Origin of the sequence: Micromonospora yangpuensis, assembly GCF_900091615.1 — a bacterium.
Classification (GTDB): Bacteria; Actinomycetota; Actinomycetes; order Mycobacteriales; family Micromonosporaceae; genus Micromonospora; species Micromonospora yangpuensis.
In genome coordinates this window covers 1,312,443-1,332,436 of the sequence record NZ_FMIA01000002.1, presented here as the reverse complement: position 1 = coordinate 1,332,436, position 19,994 = coordinate 1,312,443, and the positions used below count along the sequence as shown (strand labels likewise).

Here is a 19,994-nt window from a genome sequence, read left to right as displayed (position 1 = left end):
TGGTCCGTCAGGTTCCAAGAATCCGGGAGGTTACTGCAACCACGGCCCGAACGGGATGACCTGCCCGGTGGGCGTGGCCAGGACGGCCTGACCCCGGCAGGGCGCTGGCGCGGATCGCGGAGCCCGCCGGAGCCCACCGGATCGCGGAGCCCACCGATCACGGAGCCCGCCGGATCGCGGAGCCCACCGATCGCGACCGGGACGTCGACACTCACCGCAGGTGAAACGTGGCGGAAAGCGACTGCCGACCCTGCCGCGCGGGCGAATCGCCCGCGCGGCAGGGTCGGCAGTTTTGTGGTCAACACCACACCGCTGATGCGGCAAAACAGGATGAACGTCCCCGCGCTTTTCGGACTTTTCCGCAGTATGCACCCTACCCAAAGCCCGCAACCGTATCAGCCTGTTGCACCATCGCCCACTAGCCGAACGGGCAATTCTCCGGCATTCCTGGCACCATTGACCGCATGTGCGGACTGGCAGGGGAGCTCCGGCGGGACGGTCGCGCCGCCGACGTGTCGGCGGTGGCCCGCATGGCGGCGACGATGAGTGACCGGGGGCCGGACGACGGCGGGCTGTGGGCGCAGGGGCCGGTGGCGTTCGGTCACCGACGACTGAAGATCATCGACCTCTCCGCCGCCAGTGGTCAACCCATCGTCGACTCCGCCGCCGGACTCACCGGCGTCTTCAACGGCTGCGTCTACAACTACCGCGAGCTGCGCGAGGAGCTGCAGGCCAAGGGCCACCGCTTCTTCTCCACCGGGGACAGCGAGGTGGTGCTCAAGGCGTACGCCGAGTGGGGTCTGGACTTCGTCGACCACCTGATCGGCATGTTCGCCGTGGCGATCACCGAACGGGCCACCGGCCGGCTGGTGCTGGCCCGCGACCGGCTCGGCATCAAGCCGCTCTACGTCGCCGAGACGCCGGGCGTGGTGCGCTTCGCCAGCACGGTCCCCGCCCTGCTCGCCGGCGGCGACGTCGACACCGACCTCGACCCGGTGGCGCTCGCCCACTACCTCAGCTTCCACAGCGTCGTCCCGCCGCCGCGGACCATCCTGCGCGGCGTACGCAAGCTCCCGCCGGCCACCGTCCGGGTCTACGAGCCCGACGGGCGGGTCGACGAGCGGGTCTACTGGGACCCGTCCTTCACCCGCCGGGCCGACCGGGCCGACTGGTCGGCCCGGGACTGGGAGGACGCCCTGCACGAGTCGCTGACCACCGCGGTACGCCGCCGGATGGTCGCCGACGTGCCGGTCGGCGTGCTGCTCTCCGGTGGCCTGGACTCCAGCCTGGTGGTGGCGCTGCTGGCCGGTGAGGGCCAGCGCGGCCTGGCCACCTTCTCGATCGGCTTCGACTCGGTGGGCGGTCGGGAGGGCGACGAGTTCCGCTACTCCGACGTGGTCGCCAAGACCTTCGACACCGACCACCACCAGATCCGGGTCGCCGCCCAGGACCTCCTGCCCCCGCTGGAGGCGGCGGTCGCGGCGATGGCCGAGCCGATGGTCAGCCACGACTGTGTGGCGTTCTACCTGCTCAGCCAGGAGGTCGCCCGGCACGTCAAGGTGGTCCAGTCCGGTCAGGGCGCGGACGAGATCCTCGGCGGCTACCACTGGTACCCGCCGCTGGCCTCGGTCGGCCGGGAGCAGGCGGTCGAGACGTACGCGAAGGCCTTCTTCGACCGGGACGCGGCCGGGCTGGCCCGGGTGCTCGACCCGGCCTGGCTGGCCGACGGCGATCCGGCGCGCGAATTCGTCGCGGCGCACCTGGCCCGCGCCGGTGCCGAGACCGCGGTCGACGCCGGTCTGCGCCTGGACACCCAGGTCATGCTCACCGACGACCCGGTCAAGCGGGTGGACAACATGACGATGGCGCACGGGCTGGAGGCCCGGGTGCCCTTCCTCGACCACGAGTTCGTCGAGCTGGCCGCTACCTGCCCGCCCGAGCTGAAGCTGGCCCAGGGCGGCAAGGGCGTGCTCAAGGAGATCGGGCGGCGGGTCCTGCCGCACGAGGTGATCGACCGGCCCAAGGGCTACTTCCCGGTGCCCGGCATCACCCACCTGGAGGGCAAGCTGCTCGACCGGGTACGTGACGCGCTGGGTGCCCCGGAGGCCCGCCGCCGCAACCTGTTCCGTCCCGACTACGTCAACACCCTGCTCGACGCCCCGAACGCCGAACTCACCCCGTTGATGGGAAACAAGCTGTGGCAGCTCGGACTCCTCGAGATGTGGCTGCAGAGCCACGGAATCGACTGACCGTGACCGACACCCTGGCCACCGGAGTGGCGCGTACCGACCGGTCCCGTGGGCGCGGTAGCCGCTACGAGCGGGTCGGGCCGGGCGGCGACCCGATGGCCCCCACCGCCGCGGACGACGCCGTCCGCCGGTCGGGCGACGACACCGGTGTGGTCCTCGACTGCGGCTGGGGCCGGTTGGTCTTCGGGCAGACCTTCAGTGAGCAGGCCGCCGTGGCCGACGTGTTGCGTTCGGAGGCCGCCGGTGCCCGGGACATCTGCGTCTACCTGCGCGACCCGCACGTGCTGGTGTCCCGACTGCCGGACGAGATCTTCATCGACCCGTCCCTGACGTACCGGCTGCCGCTCGGTCCCGGCCGCTTCACCGGGACGGCCGGGCCGACCACCGACGACGGCATCGGCGACACCCCGCGGGCCGCTGCCGGTACCGGGGCGACAGTCGAGCACGGTGACGTCCCGGGACTGCGGATCCGTCAGCTGCGGGACGCCGCCGACGCGGACGCGGTGAACCGGATCTACGCCCGCAACAGCATGGTCACCGCCCCGGTCGACGTGCTGGTGGCCAACGCCGGCACGGACAAGTTCCTGCACCTGGTCGCCGAGGCGGTCACCGGCGAGATCGTCGGCACCATCACCGGCGTGGACCACACGGCGGTCTTCGACGACCCCGAGAACGGTGCCAGCCTCTGGTGTCTGACCGTGGACTTCAACCAGGCCCCTCCGGGCACCGGCCAGGCGCTGCTGCTGGAGCTGGCGGCCCGGCTGACCGACCGGGGGCGGGCCTTCGTCGACCTGTCGGTGCTCGCCGAGAACGAGGGGGCGATCCGGCTCTACGAGCGGCTCGGCTTCTACCGCATCGCGACGCTCTGCGTGAAGCGGAAGAACCCGATCAACGAGCGGCTCTTCCTGCCCGGCGTGCCGGTGGGCTACGACGAGTTGAATCCGTACGCCAGGATCGTCGCCGACGAGGCGATGCGCCGCGGCATCCGGGTGGAGGTCACCGACCCGCACTGGGGTGAGCTGCGGCTGAGCAACGGCGGACGGACGGTGCTCACCCGGGAGTCGCTGTCGGAGTTGACCACGGCGGTGGCGATGAGCCGCTGCGACGACAAGCGGGTCACCCGCCGGATCCTCACCGCGGCCGGCCTCTCGGTCCCCCGGGGCCGCACCGCGACCCGGGACGAGGCCGATGCGGCCTTCCTCGCCGAGCTGGGTGAGGTGGTGGTCAAGCCGGCCCGCGGTGAGCAGGGCAACGGCATCACCGTCGGGGTACGCACCCCGGAGGCGCTGGTCACCGCCGTCGCGTTGGCCTCCCAGTTCTGCCCGGACGTGTTGATCGAGGAGCTGCGCGCCGGCGAGGACCTGCGGGTGATCGTGATCAACCACGAGGTGGTGGCCGCCGCGGTGCGCCGGCCCGCGTCGATCACCGGTGACGGGGTGCACCCCGTCGGCAAACTGATCGAGCGGCAGAGCCGTCGCCGGGCCGCCGCCACCGGCGGTGAGTCCCGGATCCCGATCGACGACCTGACCCGGGAGGTGGTGGCCGAGGCCGGGTACGCGATGGACGACGTGCTGCCCGAGGGGGAGGTGCTCGCCGTCCGTCGGACCGCCAACCTGCACACCGGCGGCACGATGCACGACGTCACAGGTGAGCTGCACCCGAAGATCGCCGAGGCGTGTGTGGCCGCCAGCCGGGCGTTGGACATCCCGGTCACCGGGCTGGACCTGCTGGTGCCCGCCCCCGACCGGCCCGAACACGTGTTCATCGAGGCCAACGAGCGGCCCGGCCTGGCCAACCACGAGCCCCAACCGACCGCCGAACGCTTCGTCGACCTGCTGTTCCCCGGAACACGGGCACCGCAACGGCTGTGGACTCCGGCGGGTGCGGCACCATCTGGGACATGACCGCACGCACCATCGCTCCGCTCAAACTCGATCTTGACTACCTCCAGCAGGTGATGTTGGAACTGTTGGACATCCCGAGTCCGTCGGGGCGTACCGACCACGTGCAGCAGTACGTGGGTGAGCGCCTCTCGGCACTCGGCATCTCGTCCACGCTGACCCGCCGGGGCGCGCTCAGCGCGTGCCTGGCCGGCCCTCGGCAGACCGGGGCCGACCGGGCGATCGTGGTGCACACCGACACCATCGGCGGGATGGTGAAGCGGCTGAAGGAGAACGGCCGGCTGGAACTCAAGCCGATCGGCACCCACAGCGCGCGGTTCGCTGAGGGCGCCCACGTCCGGATCTTCACCGACGAACTGGACCAGGTCATCACCGGTCAGGTACTGCCGTTGAAGGCCAGCGGGCACCGCTACAACGACGACGTGGACCTGCAGGGCGTCGGTTGGGAGCACGTCGAGGTCCGGGTGGACGAGCCGGTCGAGGGCATCGCCGGCCTGCGGGCGCTCGGCATCGACGCCGGGGACTTCGTGGCCATCATCCCGACGGCCACGATCACCCCCAGCGGGTACGTCAAGTCCCGGCACCTGGACGACAAGGCCGGGGTGGCCGCGGTGCTGACCGCGTTCAAGGCGATCGTCGACGCCGGGATCACGCCGGCGGTCACCGCCCACCTGCTGGTCACGGTCACCGAGGAGATCGGGCACGGGGCCAGTCACGGCCTCGACCCGGACGTGGCCGAGATCATCTCGGTGGACGCGGCCGTGGTAGCTCCCGGACAGCAGTCCCGGGAGACCTCAGCCACCCTGGCCATGGGCGACGGGGTGGGACCGTTCGACTACCACCTGACCCGCAAACTCGCCGGCATCGCCGCCGAGCACGGGGTCGACCTGGTCCGGGACGTCTTCGACTACTACCGCTCGGACGTGGCGGCGGCCGTCGAGGCGGGGGCGCACGCCCGGGTGGCGTTGCTCGGTTTCGGCGTGGACGCCACCCACGGGCACGAGCGCACCCACCTGGAGGGGCTGCGCCACCTGACCCAACTGCTCTGCCTCTACCTGCAGAGCGACCTGGTCTTCCCGGAGTGGGACGCCGAGCCCGAGGGGGAGCTGGCCGACTTCCCGTCCCTGTCGGTGCAGCCGGCCAGCGAGGAGGGCCCCCGCGAGGGCCCCATCGGCCTCGACTGAGGTGTAAGGAAGGGCCCCCGCTTAACGCATAACGTCGAGAGGGTGCCCCTTCTCACCAACCATCTGGCCGTCGAGCCGCTCGGCCTCGCGCAGCGGGGCGGTGCGGCGCAGTCGCCGATGTCCCGCTTGCGCAGCGGTCCGTGGTCGGTGACCGGTTTCCCGCCACCGCACGAGGCGCCGGACACCTCCCGACGCCGTGATCCGCCGCACCAGGAGAGAAGAACTCCGAAAAAGGAGTACCGGACCCGGCCGACGACTGGGTAGCGTGGCGGTACACGGGAAAGGAGGTGGTCCAGACTTGTATAGCAATCGGACTCGTGAGGTGGCTGTCCGCTAGCCGCTGTCCTCGACAGTGAAAACTCGTCCGTCGCGAGGCGGACACGCAAGATCGTCGAGACCGTGTGGCAGCGGTGCGGCGAAACCACGACAGCCACCCGACCCCCGGGGTGCCGGCCCAAGTCCAGCCGGCCCGCGCGCGAGCGCGGAAGCCCCGGGGGTCGCTTCATGTCCGGGAGGGCCCTTGTCCACGCGGGAACTGGTGGTGCTCGGGACGGCCAGCCAGACGCCGACCCGGCAGCGCAACCACAACGGGTACGTGCTGCGCTGGGACGACGAGGTGATCCTCTTCGACCCGGGCGAGGGCAGCCAGCGGCAACTGCTGCACACCGGCGTCACCGCCACCCAACTGACCCGGATCTGCGTCACCCACTTCCACGGCGACCACTGCCTCGGCCTGCCCGGCCTGATCCAACGGCTCAGCCTGGACCGGGTCCCGCACCCGGTGCCGGTGCACTTCCCCGCCGGCGGCGTCGACTACTTCGCCCGGCTACGGCACGCCAGCTCCTTCCACGAGACCGCCGAACTGCGCCCCGAGCCGGTCGACACCGACGGCGCGCGGTTCGCCCTGACCGGAGCGACGCTCCAGGCCCGCCGACTGCGACACCCGATCGAGACCTACGGGTACCGGCTGGTCGAACCGGACGGCGTCCGGATGCTGCCCGAGCGGCTGGCCGCGTACGGCATCGTCGGGCCGGCGGTCGGCGAGCTGCAGCGCGCCGGTTACCTGGAGGTCGGCGGGCGTCGCGTCACCCTGGCCGAGGTGAGCCGGCCCCGACCCGGGCAGCGGTTCGCCTTCGTGATGGACACCGGCCTCTGCGACGGGGTGTACGCCCTCGCCGAGCGGGCCGACCTGCTGGTCATCGAGTCGACCTTCCTCAACTCGGAGGCCGCCCTCGCCGCCGAGGTCGGCCACCTGACCGCGGCGCAGGCCGCCCGGGTGGCCACCGAGTCCGGGGTACGCCGACTCGTGCTCACCCACTTCTCCCAGCGGTACGCCGACCCGGAACGCTTCGCCGCCGAGGCGCGGGAGCACTTCGCCGGGGAGCTGGTGATCGCCGAGGACCTGAGCGTCGTGCCGGTGCCACCCCGGCGGTAGCCTCGGACGGTGACGCTCACCCTCCGCCACGCCACCCTCGACGATCTGCACCCGGTCGGTGCCCTGCACCACCGCTCCCGGGTCGCCACCTACTCGGCGTTCCTGCCGGTGGAGGCGCTGGCCGAGCCGTCCGCGCAGGCGATGGGGGCGTACTGGGCCGAACGCTGGGTCTGGGAGCGCGACGACCACCTGATGACCGTCGCCGAGCGCGACGGCCAGCTGGTGGGCTTCAGCTACCTGGGCCCGGACGACGGTGGCGACCCGGCCACCGGCCTGCTCAACGCCCTGCACCTCGACCCCGCCGAGCGGGGGCGGGGCACCGGCCGGTTGTTGATGGTCGACGCGCTGGCGGTGATGCGGGACCGGGCCTGGCGGCGGGCCACCCTCTGGGTGCTGGAACGCAACACCCTGGCCCGCCGGTTCTACGAACGGGGCGACTGGCGGCCCACCGGTGAGCGCCGTACGGACCGGATCGGCACCATCCCCACCACCCAACTCCGCTACCACCGCCCCGTGTAAGGAAGGGCCCCCTGTTAACGCTTTAGGTAGAGAGGGGCACCCCGCTCACCATCCGGATGCGGGTCAGGAGCCGTCCTGGTCGGAGTCGACCGAGAAGTTGATCACTCCGAGGAAGCCGTCTCCCTCCTCGCTCAGCGTCAACAGCATGCTGTCGGCGTAGATGCTGTCGTTGTCGTTGAAGGTGTCCCGGCCGCTGTGCGCGGCGTACGGCTGGGCGGCGAAGACCTTCGTGTTGAGCGCCTCGTCGAACATGACCTGGGTGGTGAGCACCCGACTGTTGTCCACGTGCACCATGGCGTGCACGTGGACGGTGCGTCCCCGGTACCAACCAGGCCAGATGGTGGTGAACTCGACGATCCCATCGGCGTTGGTGACCTGCGCCCCGCGCAGGTACCGCTGATCGTCGGTCGGGGTGAGGTCTGCGGCCCCGCCCCCGTCGCCCCTGGGTCCGCCACTGCCCGGGGCACCGCCCGCGGCACCGCTGGGCGGCGCACCAGCGTCACCCGGACCACCGCTCGGCGGCGTACCAGCGTCGCCTGGACCGCCGCTCGGTGGCGTACCAGCATCACCCGGACCACCGGCAGCGCCGCCGGGCCCGTCGTCCGCGCCCGAGGACTGCGCCTCAGCGCCCGAGTAGAGCCCGGCGGCGTCGCAGTGCCAGATCTCCACCACCGCGTTCGGCAGGGGCCCGCACGCCTCGCTGTCCTGCACCCGGATGGCCAACCGCAACCGGGTACCGGCCCGGTCCTCCCGGATGTCGCTACGGATCTTGTCGGCGTCGAAGTAGTACGGGCCCTGGGTGGTGCTCGCGGTGAGCGTGCAGGTGTTCGCATCGGCGAACAAGCCGGTCAGGTCGCTCGTGGTGCTGGCCTGCGGGGTGACGGTCTCGCCGGTCGACGTGGTGACGGTGCCCCCGTCCCGGCCGCAGGCGGTCAGCAGGCCGGCCAGGCCGACCGAGCCGATCCCGGCGATCAGCCGACGCCGGCTGACCCGTTGCCCCTCGTGGTGGTCGTGGGCGTGTTCCATGCGGTCCTCCCAGGTCCGTGGTGGATCAGGTGATCCACCACGGACGTTAGGGAGACCGGTTACGCGGGCGCTGTGCGGCGGGTGTGCCGGCGCTGTGGATCCGGCCAGCCTCGGGTCCCCACCCGCGTACGGTAAGAAGGGAGCCCTTCTATACCGCAGGCGTTAACAGGGGGCCCTTCCTTACACGCGGGTCAGTGGGCGCCGAGGTGGGCCAGCAGGTCCTGTCGGGTGAGTACACCCTTGGGCTTGCCGTCGACCAGGACCAGCGCGGCGTCGGACTTCTCCAGCAGGCCCACCGCCTCGCTCACCGGCTGCCCGCCACCGATCATCGGCAGTGGGTCGGCCATGTGCCGCTCGATCGTGTCGTGCAGGTGCGCCTGACCGGTGAAGAGGGCGTCGAGCAGGTCCTTCTCGGCGATCGAGCCGGCCACCTCGCCGGTGACCACCGGCGGCTCGGCCTTGAGCACCGGAAGCTGGGAGACGCCGTACTCGCGCATGTAGTCGATGGCGTCGCGGACCGTCTCGGTCGGGTGCACGTGGACCAGCTCGGGCAGGCCACCCGGCTTGCTGGACAGGGCGTCCGCGACGGTCGGCTCGGTGCCGGAGGCGGTCAGGAAGCCGTACCGGGCCATCCAGGCGTCGTTGAAGATCTTGGACAGGTAGCCCTTGCCGCTGTCCGGCAGCAGGACCACGACCACGTCGTCCGGGCCGGCCTGCCGGGCGATCTCCAGCGCGGCCACGACGGCCATCCCGCAGGAGCCGCCGACCAGCAGCCCCTCCTCGCGGGCCAGCCGCCGGGTCATCTCGAACGAGGCCTTGTCCGACACCTCGACGATCTCGTCGGCGACGGAGCGGTCGTAGGTCTCCGGCCAGAAGTCCTCACCGACCCCCTCGACCAGGTACGGCCGGCCGGTCCCGCCCGAGTAGACCGAGCCCTCCGGGTCGGCACCGACCACCCGGACCCGCCCGTCGGAGACCTCCTTGAGGTACCGGCCGATGCCGGAGATGGTGCCGCCGGTGCCCACCCCGGTGACGAAGTGGGTGATCCGGCCCTCGGTCTGCTGCCACAGCTCGGGACCGGTGGTCTCGTAGTGCGAGCGCGGGTTGGCCGGGTTGCTGTACTGGTCGGGCTTCCAGGCGCCGGGGATCTCCCGGGCCAGCCGGTCGGAGACGTTGTAGTAGGAGCGCGGGTCCTCCGGGGCGACCGCGGTGGGGCAGACCACCACCTCGGCGCCGTACGCCCGCAGCACGTCCTGCTTGTCCTGGCTGACCTTGTCCGGGCAGACGAAGACGCAGTGGTAGCCCTTGAGCTGAGCCACCAGGGCCAGTCCGACGCCGGTGTTGCCGCTGGTCGGCTCGACGATGGTGCCGCCGGGCTTGAGGATCCCGGCGGCCTCGGCGTCCTCGACCATCCGCAGCGCGATGCGGTCCTTCACCGAACCGCCGGGGTTGAGGTACTCGACCTTGGCCAGCACGGTCGCCCGGATGCCCTCGGTGACGTTGCGCAGCCGCACCAGCGGGGTGTCGCCGATCATGTCGACGACGTTGTCGTAGTACCGCACCTCGTTGTGCCCCTCACTCCGGCCCCGGCGGCGGTGCCGGGCGCTGCTGACTCAACGCCCAGCGTACGTCCCGTCAGGGCACGACGTGTCCGGGGACCACCGGGCTGCGGGTCTTCTCCCACTGCAGGAAGCGCTCGGTCTCGGCGAGCACCGTACCGGCCAGCCAGGTGACCACCACGGCGTCGTCCACCAGGCCGAACACGCTCAGCATCAACTCGGGCACCAGATCCACCGGGGAGGCCACGTACGCCACCGCGGCGGTCATCAGGGCCAGTCGCAGACCGCCGTCGTACTCGCCCCGCATGCTGGCCCGGATCATCCGGGGTACCGCCGCCACCCGGGTGCCCAGCGCCGGTCCACCCCGGGACCCGGCGGCCAGCGCCCTCGCCAACGCGGTGAACGCCGCGGTCCGCTTCAGCGTCCTACCCATCCCGTCGCCTCCTTCTGTCGTCGCCCATCGTGCGGGATCGCCGCAACCGGCAGCCACCCCGCCCGCCGCCGGCACGCCCGCCGCCGGCACACCCGCCGCGCCGTCCGACCCGCCGCGCCGACCCGCCACGCCGACCGGCCCGCCGCCGGCTCGCCGCGCCGTCCACTGCCCGCCGCTTCGGCACGACGGTACGGTCATCGACGTCCGACTGTCGGATCTGGTACCCAGAACCGTCGTCTTCCAGCCACCTCCCGGCCGTTCGACGACGGCGGTCTGTCGTAGCGGCGAGATAATGTCGCGGTATGGGGGTCGCTGGTTCCGTCGTACCGACCGGTCCGCGTTGGCAGCGCACCCGGCAGGTCGCCCGGTTCGCGGCGATCGGCACGGGTGCCACCGCGGCGGCCTTCGCCGCGGCCACCGGGGTGCTGCTCGGTCAGGCCCGGCAGGCCCGGCGCACCATCCCGATGGCCCAGGCACCCCCGCCCCGCTGCGACGGCGTCTACGGCCCACGGTTCCCCGGCCGACCGTTGACCCTGGTGATCCTGGGTGACTCCTCGGCCGCCGGCTACGGCGTGCACCGTCGCCGGGAGACCCCCGGTGGGTTGCTCGGCACCGGGTTGTCCCGCCGGTTGCGCCGACCGGTGCGGGTGCACCGCTTCGCCGTGGTCGGTGCGCTCTCCGCAGGGTTGAAGCCGCAGGTCGAGTCGGCGTTGGAGACCGCACCGGACGTTGCGGTGATCATGGTCGGTGGCAACGACGTGACCAACCGGTCGGCCCCCGGGGCGGCCGTGCGCCACCTGGTCGACGCGGTGCGCACGCTGCGCGCCGCGGGTTGTGAGGTGGTCGTGGGCACCTGCCCCGACCTGGGTGCGATCCGGCCGATCCAGCCGCCGCTGCGCTGGGTGGCCCGGCGGTGGAGCCGGCAGTTGGCGGCGGCGCAGACGGTGGCGGTGGTGGAGGCCGGCGGTTGGACGGTCTCGCTCGGCGACCTGATCGGCCCCCGGTTCACCGCCGATCCCGTCCGGATGTTCGCCTGGGACCGGTTCCATCCCTCGGCCCAGGGGTATGCGGCGGTCGCCGCCGCGCTGCTGCCGACCGTGCTCGCCGCGCTCGGCACCGGCCAGGAACGGCTACCGCTGACCCACGGCGAAGGCGTGCGGTCGCTGCCCCAGGCGGCTCAGGAGGCGGCCCACCAGGCCGGTACGGAGGTCAGCGGCACCGAGGTCAGCGGCCGCGAGCGCGGGCCGGCGGGACGGTGGGCCCAGTTGCGCCGCCGGCACCCGGCCAGCGCCGCCACAATGCCGCGCCCCGGCACCACCGCCGAGTCACCCACAGTGGAAGGACTGTCATGAGCGGTCAGATCATCAGCGGTCTCACCGCCCGCCTCGGTCGGGCGGCGGCTCTCTCCGTGGTCGCCGGGACCGTGGGTGGCGCGGCACTGCTCGCTGGCGAGGTGCTCGCCGCCCGCCACCGTCGGTACGCCCAGCCGGAGTTCGGGTTGGGCCTGCGCGCCACCATCGGACGGCCCGGCGCGCCCGCCCTGCGGCTGGTGCTGCTCGGCGACTCCGCGGCGCTCGGGGTCGGCGTGACGCACCTGGAGGACACCGTCGGTGGCATGCTGGCCGGCCTGCTCGCCGAGGGTCCGACCGGCCGCCTGGTGCACCTGTCCAGCGTCGGCGTTTCCGGCTCGCGCTCGACCGACCTGGCCACCCAGGTGGCCAGGTCGCTGCTGGGTGAGCCACCCGACGTGGCGTTGATCCTGATCGGCGCCAACGACGCGACCACCCTGCGCCGGCCGGCCGACTCCGCCGCCTACCTCGCCTCGGCGGTGCACCGGCTGCGGGAGGCCGGCGCCGAGGTGGTGGTGGGGACCTGCCCCGATCTGGGTGCCGTCCGGGCGATCGCGCCGCCGCTGCGACAGGTGGTCGGGTGGTCCGGCCGGCGCATCGCGTACGCCCAGACCATCGCGGTGCTGGAGGCCGGCGGCACCGTGGTCGACCTGGCCACCGAGACGGGTCCGGTCTTCCGGGCCGACGCCGGGACGCTCTGTCACGACGGCTTCCACCCGTCGGCCGACGGGTACCGGATCTGGGCGCACGCGCTGCTGCCCGCGGTCGCCGCCGCCGCGGCGGTCACCTCCCCGCACTGACGCCGCCGTAACCGTCGCCTCCGGTCCCACGGGGGCCCGCCGGGGTGACATTTCCCGCCGGGACGACGCCTTCCACGGAAAGTTACCTGCAGGTTAACGTTGGTTCATGCCGACCGAGTCGTCCCGCGACGCCGTCATCGTCGCCACCGCCCGCTCCCCCATCGGCCGGGCGCACAAGGGTTCCCTGCGCGACGTCCGTCCGGACGATCTCGCCGCCACCATCGTCCAGGCCGCCCTGGACAAGGTTCCCCAGCTCGACCCCACCGAGATCGACGACCTCCACCTGGGCTGCGGACTGCCCGGCGGTGAGCAGGGCTTCAACCTGGGCCGGGTGGTGGCCACCCTGCTCGGGCACGACACCCTTCCCGGTACGACCGTGACCCGGTACTGCGCGTCGTCGCTGCAGACCACCCGAATGGCGATGCACGCGATCCGGGCCGGCGAGGGCGACGTGTTCGTCTCCGCCGGGGTCGAAACCGTCTCCCGGTACGCCCGAGGCAACTCCGACGGCCTGCCGTCGGCGGCGCAGGCGCTGGTCGGCGGCGGATGGGAGAACCCGCGTTTCGCCGAGGCCGGCAAGCGGTCCGAACGCCGGGCGCAGGGCGACGCGGAGGTCTGGACCGACCCGCGCGAGGCCGGCGAACTACCGGACGTCTACCTGGCCATGGGGCAGACCGCCGAGAACCTCGCCCAGGTGTACGACGTCACCCGGGCCGAGATGGACGAGTTCGGCGTCCGCAGCCAGAACCTGGCCGAGAAGGCGATCGCCGACGGCTTCTGGGCCCGCGAGATCACCCCGGTCACCACGCCGGACGGCACCGTGGTCAGCACCGACGACGGCCCGCGCGCCGGAGTGACCCTGGCCGGGGTGTCCGGCCTGAAGCCGGTGTTCCGCCCGGACGGCCGCATCACCGCCGGCAACTGCTGCCCGCTCAACGACGGCGCGGCGGCCGTGATCGTGATGAGCGCCCAGCGGGCCCGGGACCTGGGCATCACCCCGCTGGCCCGGATCGTCTCCACCGGCGTCACCGCCCTCTCCCCGGAGATCATGGGCCTGGGTCCGGTCGAGGCTTCCCGGCAGGCCCTGCGGCGGGCCGGCATGACCATCGACGACGTCGACCTGGTCGAGATCAATGAGGCGTTCGCCGCGCAGGTCATCCCCTCCTACCGGCAGCTCGGCATTCCGCTGGAGAAACTGAACGTCGCGGGTGGCGCCATCGCCGTCGGCCACCCGTTCGGGATGACCGGGGCCCGGATCACCGGCACCCTGCTCAACGCCCTGGACTGGCACGACAAGAGCATCGGCCTGGAGACCATGTGCGTCGGCGGCGGCCAGGGCATGGCCATGGTCCTCGAACGCCTGAGCTGACCCGTACCACCGGCCGGAGGTGGGCCGGCACGGGCATCGGTCGGACTGGTGCGGGCGCTTGGCCGGGCCGGTGCGGGCGCTTGGCCGGGCTATCCGGGACCGGGCTGGGCTCTCGCTGGGGCCGGGACGGGCTGGGCGGGGCGGGGCGACCGTTGGGCGGGTCGGCGGGAGCCGGTGTCAGAGAGCGCGCCGGGTGGCGGTCAGTTCCGCGTCGGCCCGCGCCAGCAGCTCGGCGGGCGGGTCGGCCGCGACCAGATCGGCGCTGACCACCCGGAGCTGGTCGGGCAGGGCCAGGTCGTTGGCCAGCCGGGGTACGGAACGTCGCGGCTGACCCTCCGCGTCGGCGGCGAGGTTGGCGATCTCCTGGACCAGCCGGTGCACCAGGTCGGCCCGGGAGACGTTGCCACCGGTGGCGATGGCCGCCCAGCGAGGCTGCTGCCAGTGCCCCACCTGCCGGGTCAGCAACTCCACCGCCCGCTGAAGGTCCACCCCTGCGCCCATCCGAGAGAGTCTACGGCCCTCAGCGCCCCGAGCGCCCCCGCGGCTGGCGGCTGGTGGCTGGTGGGCTTTAAAGATCTTGGAAGATTTCGGCTCCTGGACGAGGGGCACTTTTCTTCCAAGATCTTCTGCGGCACTCGAACCACGGCGGCGCTGCTGCTGCCTCGCCGGGACGGCGGAACGGCAGGACGGCGGGACGGCGGGACGGCAGGCTGTGGTGCGCTCGTGGAATGGGCGGGGGCAAGCCCTCGGGCGACTTCCGGGCCGAACAGCCCGGTGAAACGACCGGCGCCCGCCGCCGCGGGATCGCGGGGGCGGGCGCCGGTCGATGACGAACGTCAGTCGTCGCCCTGGAAGTAGCTCAGCAGACGCAGGATCTCGATGTAGAGCCAGATCAGGCTGACCAGGATGCCGAAGGCGGCCGTCCAGGAGTAGCGCTGAGGCAGGCCCATCCGGACGCCCTCCTCCACCTCGTGGAAGCTGAGCACGAAGCTCAACGAGGCGACCACGATGCAGACCAGGCTGAAGCCGATGGCAAGTGGGCTGCCGTCGCGCAGACCGGTGTTGATGCCGAACAGCGCCAGCACCAGGTTGATCAGCATCACCGCGAAGAGGCCGACCATCACCGCGATCATGCCGCGGACGAACTTCGGCGTGGCCCGGATGACGCGCGCCTTGTAGAGCATCGCCATCAGGAAGAAGACACCGAAGGTGGCGGTCACCGCCTGCAGCACGATGCCGTCGTACAGCGACTCGAAGAACTTGCTGATCATGCCGACGAAGACGCCCTCGACGACGGCGTACGCGATCACCAGCGCCGGGTTGGCCATCCGGGAGAACGAGATGATCATGCCGAGTACGAGGCCGACCACGGCCGCGCCGATCCACGCGGCGCCGAGCAGCGCGTCCGGCACCAGCACCCAGGCTGCTGCGGCGGAAGCGCCGACGATGGCCAGCAGCATGACGGTCTTGACCACCACGTCGTCGATCGACATGGGCGAGACGGTCGGCGGTGCGGCCGGGTACCCGGGCGCGCCCGGGTACTGCTGCGGATGGCCGGGCTGTCCGTACGGCCCGGTCGGGGCGTACCCGGCGGAACGCTCCCGCTCGGCCGCCTGGCCGAGACGGGCGAGCACCGGGTTCGAAGTCTTCACTTTCAGGCCTCCCTCAGGGGGTCGTCGCACGTGAACGTGCACCCCAAGAGTAAACGCCCGGGGCAGCCCAGCGCAGATCGGCAAGCTGGATGGAAGCTGAGAGTGTCGGTGCCCGGGGCGGGGATCGAACCCGCACGCCTTGCGGCAGCCGCTTTTAAGGCGGCCGTGTCTGCCTTTCCACCACCCGGGCGACCCCCACCGGCGTGGTCGACGCGCGGCGGTGCAGTGTCACGGTAACCGGTCCCGACCGGGCTGGCGTACCCTGCCCGGACCTCGCCGGCACGTCCCGGCGTACCCGGGTGGGTCCGGAACACTAGGGTCGAGGCCGTGACCAGCACAGCCCCCACGGCAGCCGAGGCCGGCTCGGACCAGCCGGTCCCACCGGGTGACCAGGCGACCCGCGACGAGCGCGCCGACCGGCCGCTGCCCGCCACCGCACGGTACCGCGCCGCGCTGGTCGCCGGCGTCCGGCAGTACCGCGCCGCGCTGGTCGCCGGCGTCCGGCAGTACCGCGCCGCGCTGGTCGCCGGCGTCCGGCAAAGCCCCGTCCGGCTGGTCACCGCCGCCAGGAAAAGCCCCGCTGCGCTGGTCGCCGGCGTCCGGCGGCACCGGGCCGATCTGGTCGTCATCGGGATCTTCGTCCTGCTGGCCGGGTGGCTGACCCACGGTCTCTGGCCGGATCCGGCCCGCCGGGTGCTCGCGCTCAACCCGGAGGACCAGGCACTGTACGAGTGGTTCCTGGCGGTGGACGCGCGGGCGCTGTTGGGTGACTTCTCGCTGCTCACCGAGAAGTTGAACGCCCCGGACGGGGTGAACCTGATGACCAACACCACGGTCATCGCGCTCGGCGTGCTCCTCGCGCCGGTCACCCTGGTCTTCGGTGCCCCGGTCACCTTCGCGCTGCTGGCCGGGGCGAACCTGGCCGGTACCGCGGTCGCCTGGTACCTGCTGTTCACCCGGACGACCGGGGTCCGGCGGCTGGCCGCCGCGCTCGGTGCCGGGCTGGCCGGGTTCGGGCCGGGCATCCTGTCCCAGAGCAACAGCCACCTGCACATGACGGCCCAGTGGCTGGTTCCGGTGATCGTCTGGCTGGTGGTCCGGCTGGTCCGGGCCGCCGACCCGGCCGCCGACGGCTCCCGTGACGGCGGGGTGGACCGGCGGCGGATGATCACCTCGTCGCTCGGGTTGGCCGCCGCCGTCAGCGCGCAGATCTTCATCGGCGAGGAGGTGCTCTTCCTCGCCGCCGTCACGTTGATCGTGATGACGCTCACCTACGCGGTCGCCGACCGGGCCCTGGTCCGCCGGGTGCTGCCGGGGTTCGCCGGCGGGCTGCTGCTCGCCGCCGGCCTCTCGCTGATGGTGGTGGGATACCCGCTGTGGTTCCAGTTCGCCGGCCCGCAGGGGGTCGCCGACGGAATGTTCAGCCCGTACTACTTCTCGGCGGATCTGAGCAGCTGGTGGACGTTCTCCCCGCTCTCGGTGGCCGGCAGCGCCGAGGCGGCCGGGCTGACCACCGGTCCGGCCGAGTACAACACGTTCCTCGGCTGGCCGCTGCTGGTGGTCGCCCTGGCCGGCACCGGCTGGCTCCTGACCGGCGCCCGCCGCACCCCCGCGCCCGCCGAGGAAGCCGACCAACCCCACGCGCAGGCCACGACCGCCGAGCGGCCCGATGCGCAGCGCGGCTCCGGCCGTTGCGGGTACCGGCCGCTGGTGCTGGCCTGTCTGGTCTCCGCCCTGGTGATGGGCGGGCTGTCGCTCGGCCCCGACGTGGTGGTGGCCGGCGACCGGAGCACCGTGCCGGGGCCGTACCGGCTGTTGATGGGTCTGCCCGTGGTCGACGGCGCGCTGCCGATGCGGTTCGCCCTCGCCGTGCTGCCGCTGCTCGGGGTGGTGCTGGCGCTGGTCGTGGACCGGGCGCTGCGCGGTGGCGGCCCGACCCGGTGGATCGTGCCCGTTGCCGTGGCGGCGGCCCTGCTGCCGACGCTGCCGACGCCGTTGCCCACCGCCGAACGCCCGGCGCTGCCCGAGTTCATCACCGGCGGGCACTGGCGCGAGTGCGTGTCACCGGGCGGGGTGCTCGTCCCGGTGCCCGCTCCCACCCCGAAGGAACCCTGGCCGATGCGCTGGGCGACCGCCGCCGACGCCGAGTTCCGCCTGCCGGAGGGCTTCTTCATCGGCCCGTACGGCAAGGGCGGCACGGCGGCGATGGGCACCTTCAAGCAGCCCACCTCCGCCATGCTCGCCCGGGTCGCCAGGGAGGGCGGCTCGCCGGCGATCGGCGACGCGCAACGCCGGCAGGCGGCGCGGGACGCGGCCTTCTGGGGGGCGTCCTGCGTGGTGCTCACCGAGGACGCCCCGCACGTGGGCAACCTGCTCGCCACGTTGCAGCAGCTCTACGGCCCGCCCCGCCGGGTAGCCGACGCCTGGATCTGGCGGGTCTGACCCGGCAGACAAACCGCCACCCTCCGGGACCCGCCAGGCAGGCCGCAACCGGCCGGGACCCGCCAGGCAGGCCGCAACCGGCCGGGGCCTCAGGACCGCTTCGCGTCGACCGGCTGCGAGGCGACCTCGAACTCCTCACGCGGGTCGTGCAGCTGGCCGAGCGCGACCACCTCCCGCTTGAGGAAGAAGGCAAGCGTCCAGTCGACCACGACCCGGACCTTGCGGTTGAACGAGGGGATCCGGCTCATGTGGTACGTCCGGTGCATGAACCACGCCGGCCAGCCGGTCATCTTGATCCCGTACACCTGGGCGACGCCCTTGTGCAGGCCCAGGCTGGCCACGCTGCCGGCGTGCTTGTGCTTGTACTCCACCGGCTCCTGGCCCCGGATCACCGCGCGGATGTTGTCGGCCATCACGGCGGCCTGGCGCACCGCGTGCTGGGCGCTCGGCGAGCAGTACGCCCCGGGCGGGCCGGTCAGGTCCGGCACGGCCGCGCAGTCACCGGCGCTCCACGCCCCCTCGATCACCTGTTCGCCGTCGACCACCTGGAGGGTGGGCAGGCAGGTGACCCGCCGCCGCTCGTCGCGCGGGAAGCCGGTGGCGTCCAGCAGTGGCGAGGGCTTCACCCCGGCGGTCCAGACGATGGTGTCGGAGCGGAAGCTGTCGCCGTCGGAGAGTTTGACCAGCCCGTCGACGCAGGACTCCAGCCGGGTGTCCAGCCGGATGTCCATGTCCCGCTTGAGCAGCTGCTGCACCGTGTAGGCACCCATGTCCCGGTCGACCTCGGGCAGCACCCGCTGGGTCGCCTCGACCAGCACCCAGCGCATGTCCGCGGGCTTCAGCTCCGGGTAGTACCGCAGCGCGTCCCGGGCCATGTCCTCCATCTCGGCCAGCGCCTCGATGCCGGCGTACCCGCCGCCGACGAAGGTGAAGGTAAGCGCGGAACGGCGGACGTCCGGGTCGGTCGTGGCGGCGGCCACGTCGAGCCGGTCCAGCACGTGGTTGCGCAGGTAGATGGCCTCGCCGATGGTCTTGAAGCCGATGCCGTGCTCGTGCAGGCCGGGGATCGGCAGGGTGCGGGACACCGAGCCGGGGGCCACCACGACGTGGTCGTAGGCGATCTCCCGGGGCGGGCCGATGATCGGCTGGACGGTGGCGACCTTGCGGTCGTGCGCGATCGAGGTGACCGCGCCGGCCACCACCGTGCACTTGCGCAGCTCCCGGCGCAGCGGCACCACGGAGTGGCGGGGCGAGATGTTGCCGGCCGCCGCCTCGGGCAGGAACGGTTGGTAGGTCATGTGCGGCTGCGGGTCGACCACGATCACCTCAGCCTCACGGGAGCTGAGCTTCTTCGACAGCCGCAGGGCCGCGTACAGCCCGACATGTCCGGCACCAACGACAAGGATCCGCTTCGGATTCACGCTTACATCTTTCCCCGGCCGGCCCGCCTAATCCCGTCCACGCCCCTGTTCTGTGACGGAGCACAACCCTGTGACCTGCATGACGTGCCATTCACCTGCGTCGCAACAACCAGCCCAGCAGCCCGCTCAGGCCCACCGCCACCAGCAGCCCCGCCACCGTGACCGCGCGAAATCCGGCACCGGGCCCGACCGCCCCCACGGCGACCAGCAACACCCCCAGCACCGAGGTGGCCAGCAGCACCACCGCCGTCCGGGTCAACCAGCGGGTCACCACGTCCGGGTCGAGCACCGCGTCGTAGGGCAGCAGCGCCGCCAGCGCGCAGAGGGTGTGCGCCAGGTAGAGCGCCGCCGCCACGGCCAGCAACCGCCACAGCGCCACCGGGCGGCCGTACCCGGCGGTGGCCAGCCACCAGCCACCCACCGTGACCAGGGCCGCGAAGGTCGGCCAGAACCGGCCCGGTGACACCGCCGGCAACAACGCGACGACCGCCAGTACGCCGAGCGTCCGGCCGACCAGCAGCTCCGTCGGGTACGCCAGGACCAGGCCGGCCAGGGTGGTCAGGAAGATGCCGAAGCGGACCAGCAGCGGGGCGAGGGTGATCCGGGTGACGCCGTGCCGCAGCGCGCGCAGCCGGGCGGTGAGCGCCGTCACCGG

Annotated in this window: 16 protein-coding genes, 1 tRNA gene and 1 pseudogene; 10 read left to right on the top strand and 8 right to left on the bottom strand. The window is 72.4% G+C overall.

The genetic code is table 11. The features are described 5' to 3' along the window. Positions 1-13: 13 nt before the first annotated feature. The 6 genes and pseudogenes from GA0070617_RS31345 to GA0070617_RS06310 all read left to right on the top strand — a co-directional run. Positions 14-91: pseudogene (locus GA0070617_RS31345) on the top strand (peptide-methionine (S)-S-oxide reductase MsrA); the annotation flags it as partial. A gap of 373 nt (positions 92-464) precedes the next feature. After that, the gene (locus GA0070617_RS06330) at positions 465-2,249 is read left to right on the top strand and encodes an N-acetylglutaminylglutamine amidotransferase (protein WP_091434835.1); all 1,785 of its coding nucleotides are present in this window, start codon (positions 465-467) and stop codon (positions 2,247-2,249) included. Between the two features lie 2 nt (positions 2,250-2,251). Next, positions 2,252-4,153, top strand: a complete 1,902-nt coding sequence (gene ngg, locus GA0070617_RS06325) for an N-acetylglutaminylglutamine synthetase (RefSeq protein ID WP_091434833.1) — start codon at positions 2,252-2,254, stop codon at positions 4,151-4,153. Next, positions 4,150-5,334, top strand: coding sequence for an osmoprotectant NAGGN system M42 family peptidase (locus GA0070617_RS06320; RefSeq protein ID WP_091445983.1), 1,185 nt, complete (start codon positions 4,150-4,152; stop codon positions 5,332-5,334). Before ngg ends, GA0070617_RS06320 begins: the two co-directional genes overlap by 4 nt. Before the next feature lie 520 nt (positions 5,335-5,854). Further along, entirely contained in the window at positions 5,855-6,769 is a 915-nt protein-coding gene (locus tag GA0070617_RS06315) for a ribonuclease Z (RefSeq protein WP_091434831.1), read from the top strand. Positions 6,770-6,778: 9 nt separating this feature from the next. Continuing rightward, complete coding sequence (locus tag GA0070617_RS06310; protein ID WP_091434829.1) at positions 6,779-7,288, top strand: GNAT family N-acetyltransferase; 510 nt, start codon at positions 6,779-6,781, stop codon at positions 7,286-7,288. A 63-nt stretch (positions 7,289-7,351) separates the two neighbouring features. On the opposite strand, the gene GA0070617_RS06305 is transcribed toward GA0070617_RS06310, so the two are convergent. The 3 genes from GA0070617_RS06305 to GA0070617_RS06295 all read right to left on the bottom strand — a co-directional run bounded on the left by GA0070617_RS06305 (position 7,352) and on the right by GA0070617_RS06295 (position 10,306). Beyond that, positions 7,352-8,314 carry a peptidase associated/transthyretin-like domain-containing protein gene (locus GA0070617_RS06305; protein WP_091434826.1) on the bottom strand — a complete coding sequence of 321 codons (963 nt, stop codon included), beginning with the start codon at positions 8,312-8,314 and terminating at the stop codon, positions 7,352-7,354. A 191-nt stretch (positions 8,315-8,505) separates the two neighbouring features. Then, positions 8,506-9,876 (bottom strand): cystathionine beta-synthase, encoded by a 1,371-nt coding sequence (locus GA0070617_RS06300; protein ID WP_091434824.1) that lies wholly within the window; start codon positions 9,874-9,876, stop codon positions 8,506-8,508. A 73-nt stretch (positions 9,877-9,949) separates the two neighbouring features. Continuing rightward, on the bottom strand, positions 9,950-10,306 hold the full coding sequence (locus GA0070617_RS06295; protein WP_091434822.1) for a YkvA family protein: 357 nt from the start codon (positions 10,304-10,306) through the stop codon (positions 9,950-9,952). A 302-nt stretch (positions 10,307-10,608) separates the two neighbouring features. Between GA0070617_RS06295 and GA0070617_RS06290 the strand changes: the two genes are divergently transcribed. The 3 genes from GA0070617_RS06290 (at position 10,609) to GA0070617_RS06280 (ending at position 13,824) form a co-directional block, all read left to right on the top strand. After that, a complete protein-coding gene (locus GA0070617_RS06290) occupies positions 10,609-11,658 on the top strand; it encodes an SGNH/GDSL hydrolase family protein (RefSeq protein ID WP_091434820.1) in 1,050 nt (349 codons plus the stop codon). Next, positions 11,655-12,455 carry an SGNH/GDSL hydrolase family protein gene (locus GA0070617_RS06285; RefSeq protein ID WP_091434818.1) on the top strand — a complete coding sequence of 267 codons (801 nt, stop codon included), beginning with the start codon at positions 11,655-11,657 and terminating at the stop codon, positions 12,453-12,455. Before GA0070617_RS06290 ends, GA0070617_RS06285 begins: the two co-directional genes overlap by 4 nt. Positions 12,456-12,561: 106 nt before the next feature. Continuing rightward, positions 12,562-13,824 carry an acetyl-CoA C-acetyltransferase gene (locus GA0070617_RS06280; RefSeq protein WP_091434816.1) on the top strand — a complete coding sequence of 421 codons (1,263 nt, stop codon included), beginning with the start codon at positions 12,562-12,564 and terminating at the stop codon, positions 13,822-13,824. 177 nt (positions 13,825-14,001) lie between these two features. Here GA0070617_RS06280 and GA0070617_RS06275 read toward each other — a convergent pair whose 3' ends face one another. The 3 genes from GA0070617_RS06275 to GA0070617_RS06265 all read right to left on the bottom strand — a co-directional run bounded on the left by GA0070617_RS06275 (position 14,002) and on the right by GA0070617_RS06265 (position 15,666). After that, positions 14,002-14,325 carry a hypothetical protein gene (locus GA0070617_RS06275; RefSeq protein ID WP_091434814.1) on the bottom strand — a complete coding sequence of 108 codons (324 nt, stop codon included), beginning with the start codon at positions 14,323-14,325 and terminating at the stop codon, positions 14,002-14,004. 335 nt (positions 14,326-14,660) lie between these two features. Beyond that, on the bottom strand, positions 14,661-15,476 hold the full coding sequence (locus GA0070617_RS06270; protein ID WP_091434812.1) for a Bax inhibitor-1/YccA family protein: 816 nt from the start codon (positions 15,474-15,476) through the stop codon (positions 14,661-14,663). Positions 15,477-15,585: 109 nt separating this feature from the next. Continuing rightward, positions 15,586-15,666, bottom strand: a tRNA-Leu gene (locus GA0070617_RS06265). A gap of 362 nt (positions 15,667-16,028) precedes the next feature. Here GA0070617_RS06265 and GA0070617_RS06260 point away from each other — a divergent pair. Further along, positions 16,029-17,918, top strand: coding sequence for a hypothetical protein (locus GA0070617_RS06260; RefSeq protein WP_373868306.1), 1,890 nt, complete (start codon positions 16,029-16,031; stop codon positions 17,916-17,918). A gap of 89 nt (positions 17,919-18,007) precedes the next feature. On the opposite strand, the gene GA0070617_RS06255 is transcribed toward GA0070617_RS06260, so the two are convergent. Beyond that, on the bottom strand, positions 18,008-19,339 hold the full coding sequence (locus tag GA0070617_RS06255) for an NAD(P)/FAD-dependent oxidoreductase (protein ID WP_091434810.1): 1,332 nt from the start codon (positions 19,337-19,339) through the stop codon (positions 18,008-18,010). Between the two features lie 91 nt (positions 19,340-19,430). Further along, positions 19,431-19,991, bottom strand: coding sequence for a hypothetical protein (locus tag GA0070617_RS31340; RefSeq protein ID WP_091445980.1), 561 nt, complete (start codon positions 19,989-19,991; stop codon positions 19,431-19,433). Positions 19,992-19,994 lie beyond the last annotated feature (3 nt).

Excerpts from the sequence above, each read along its gene's own strand:
- GA0070617_RS06330 (WP_091434835.1), top strand. The coding sequence starts at position 465 with ATGTGCGGACTGGCAGGGGAGCTCCGGCGGGACGGTCGCGCCGCCGAC.
- GA0070617_RS06320 (WP_091445983.1), top strand. The coding sequence starts at position 4,150 with ATGACCGCACGCACCATCGCTCCGCTCAAACTCGATCTTGACTACCTC.
- GA0070617_RS06305 (WP_091434826.1), bottom strand. The coding sequence starts at position 8,314 with ATGGAACACGCCCACGACCACCACGAGGGGCAACGGGTCAGCCGGCGT.
- GA0070617_RS06295 (WP_091434822.1), bottom strand. The coding sequence starts at position 10,306 with ATGGGTAGGACGCTGAAGCGGACCGCGGCGTTCACCGCGTTGGCGAGG.
- GA0070617_RS06290 (WP_091434820.1), top strand. The coding sequence starts at position 10,609 with ATGGGGGTCGCTGGTTCCGTCGTACCGACCGGTCCGCGTTGGCAGCGC.
- GA0070617_RS06285 (WP_091434818.1), top strand. The coding sequence starts at position 11,655 with ATGAGCGGTCAGATCATCAGCGGTCTCACCGCCCGCCTCGGTCGGGCG.
- GA0070617_RS06280 (WP_091434816.1), top strand. The coding sequence starts at position 12,562 with ATGCCGACCGAGTCGTCCCGCGACGCCGTCATCGTCGCCACCGCCCGC.
- GA0070617_RS06275 (WP_091434814.1), bottom strand. The coding sequence starts at position 14,325 with ATGGGCGCAGGGGTGGACCTTCAGCGGGCGGTGGAGTTGCTGACCCGG.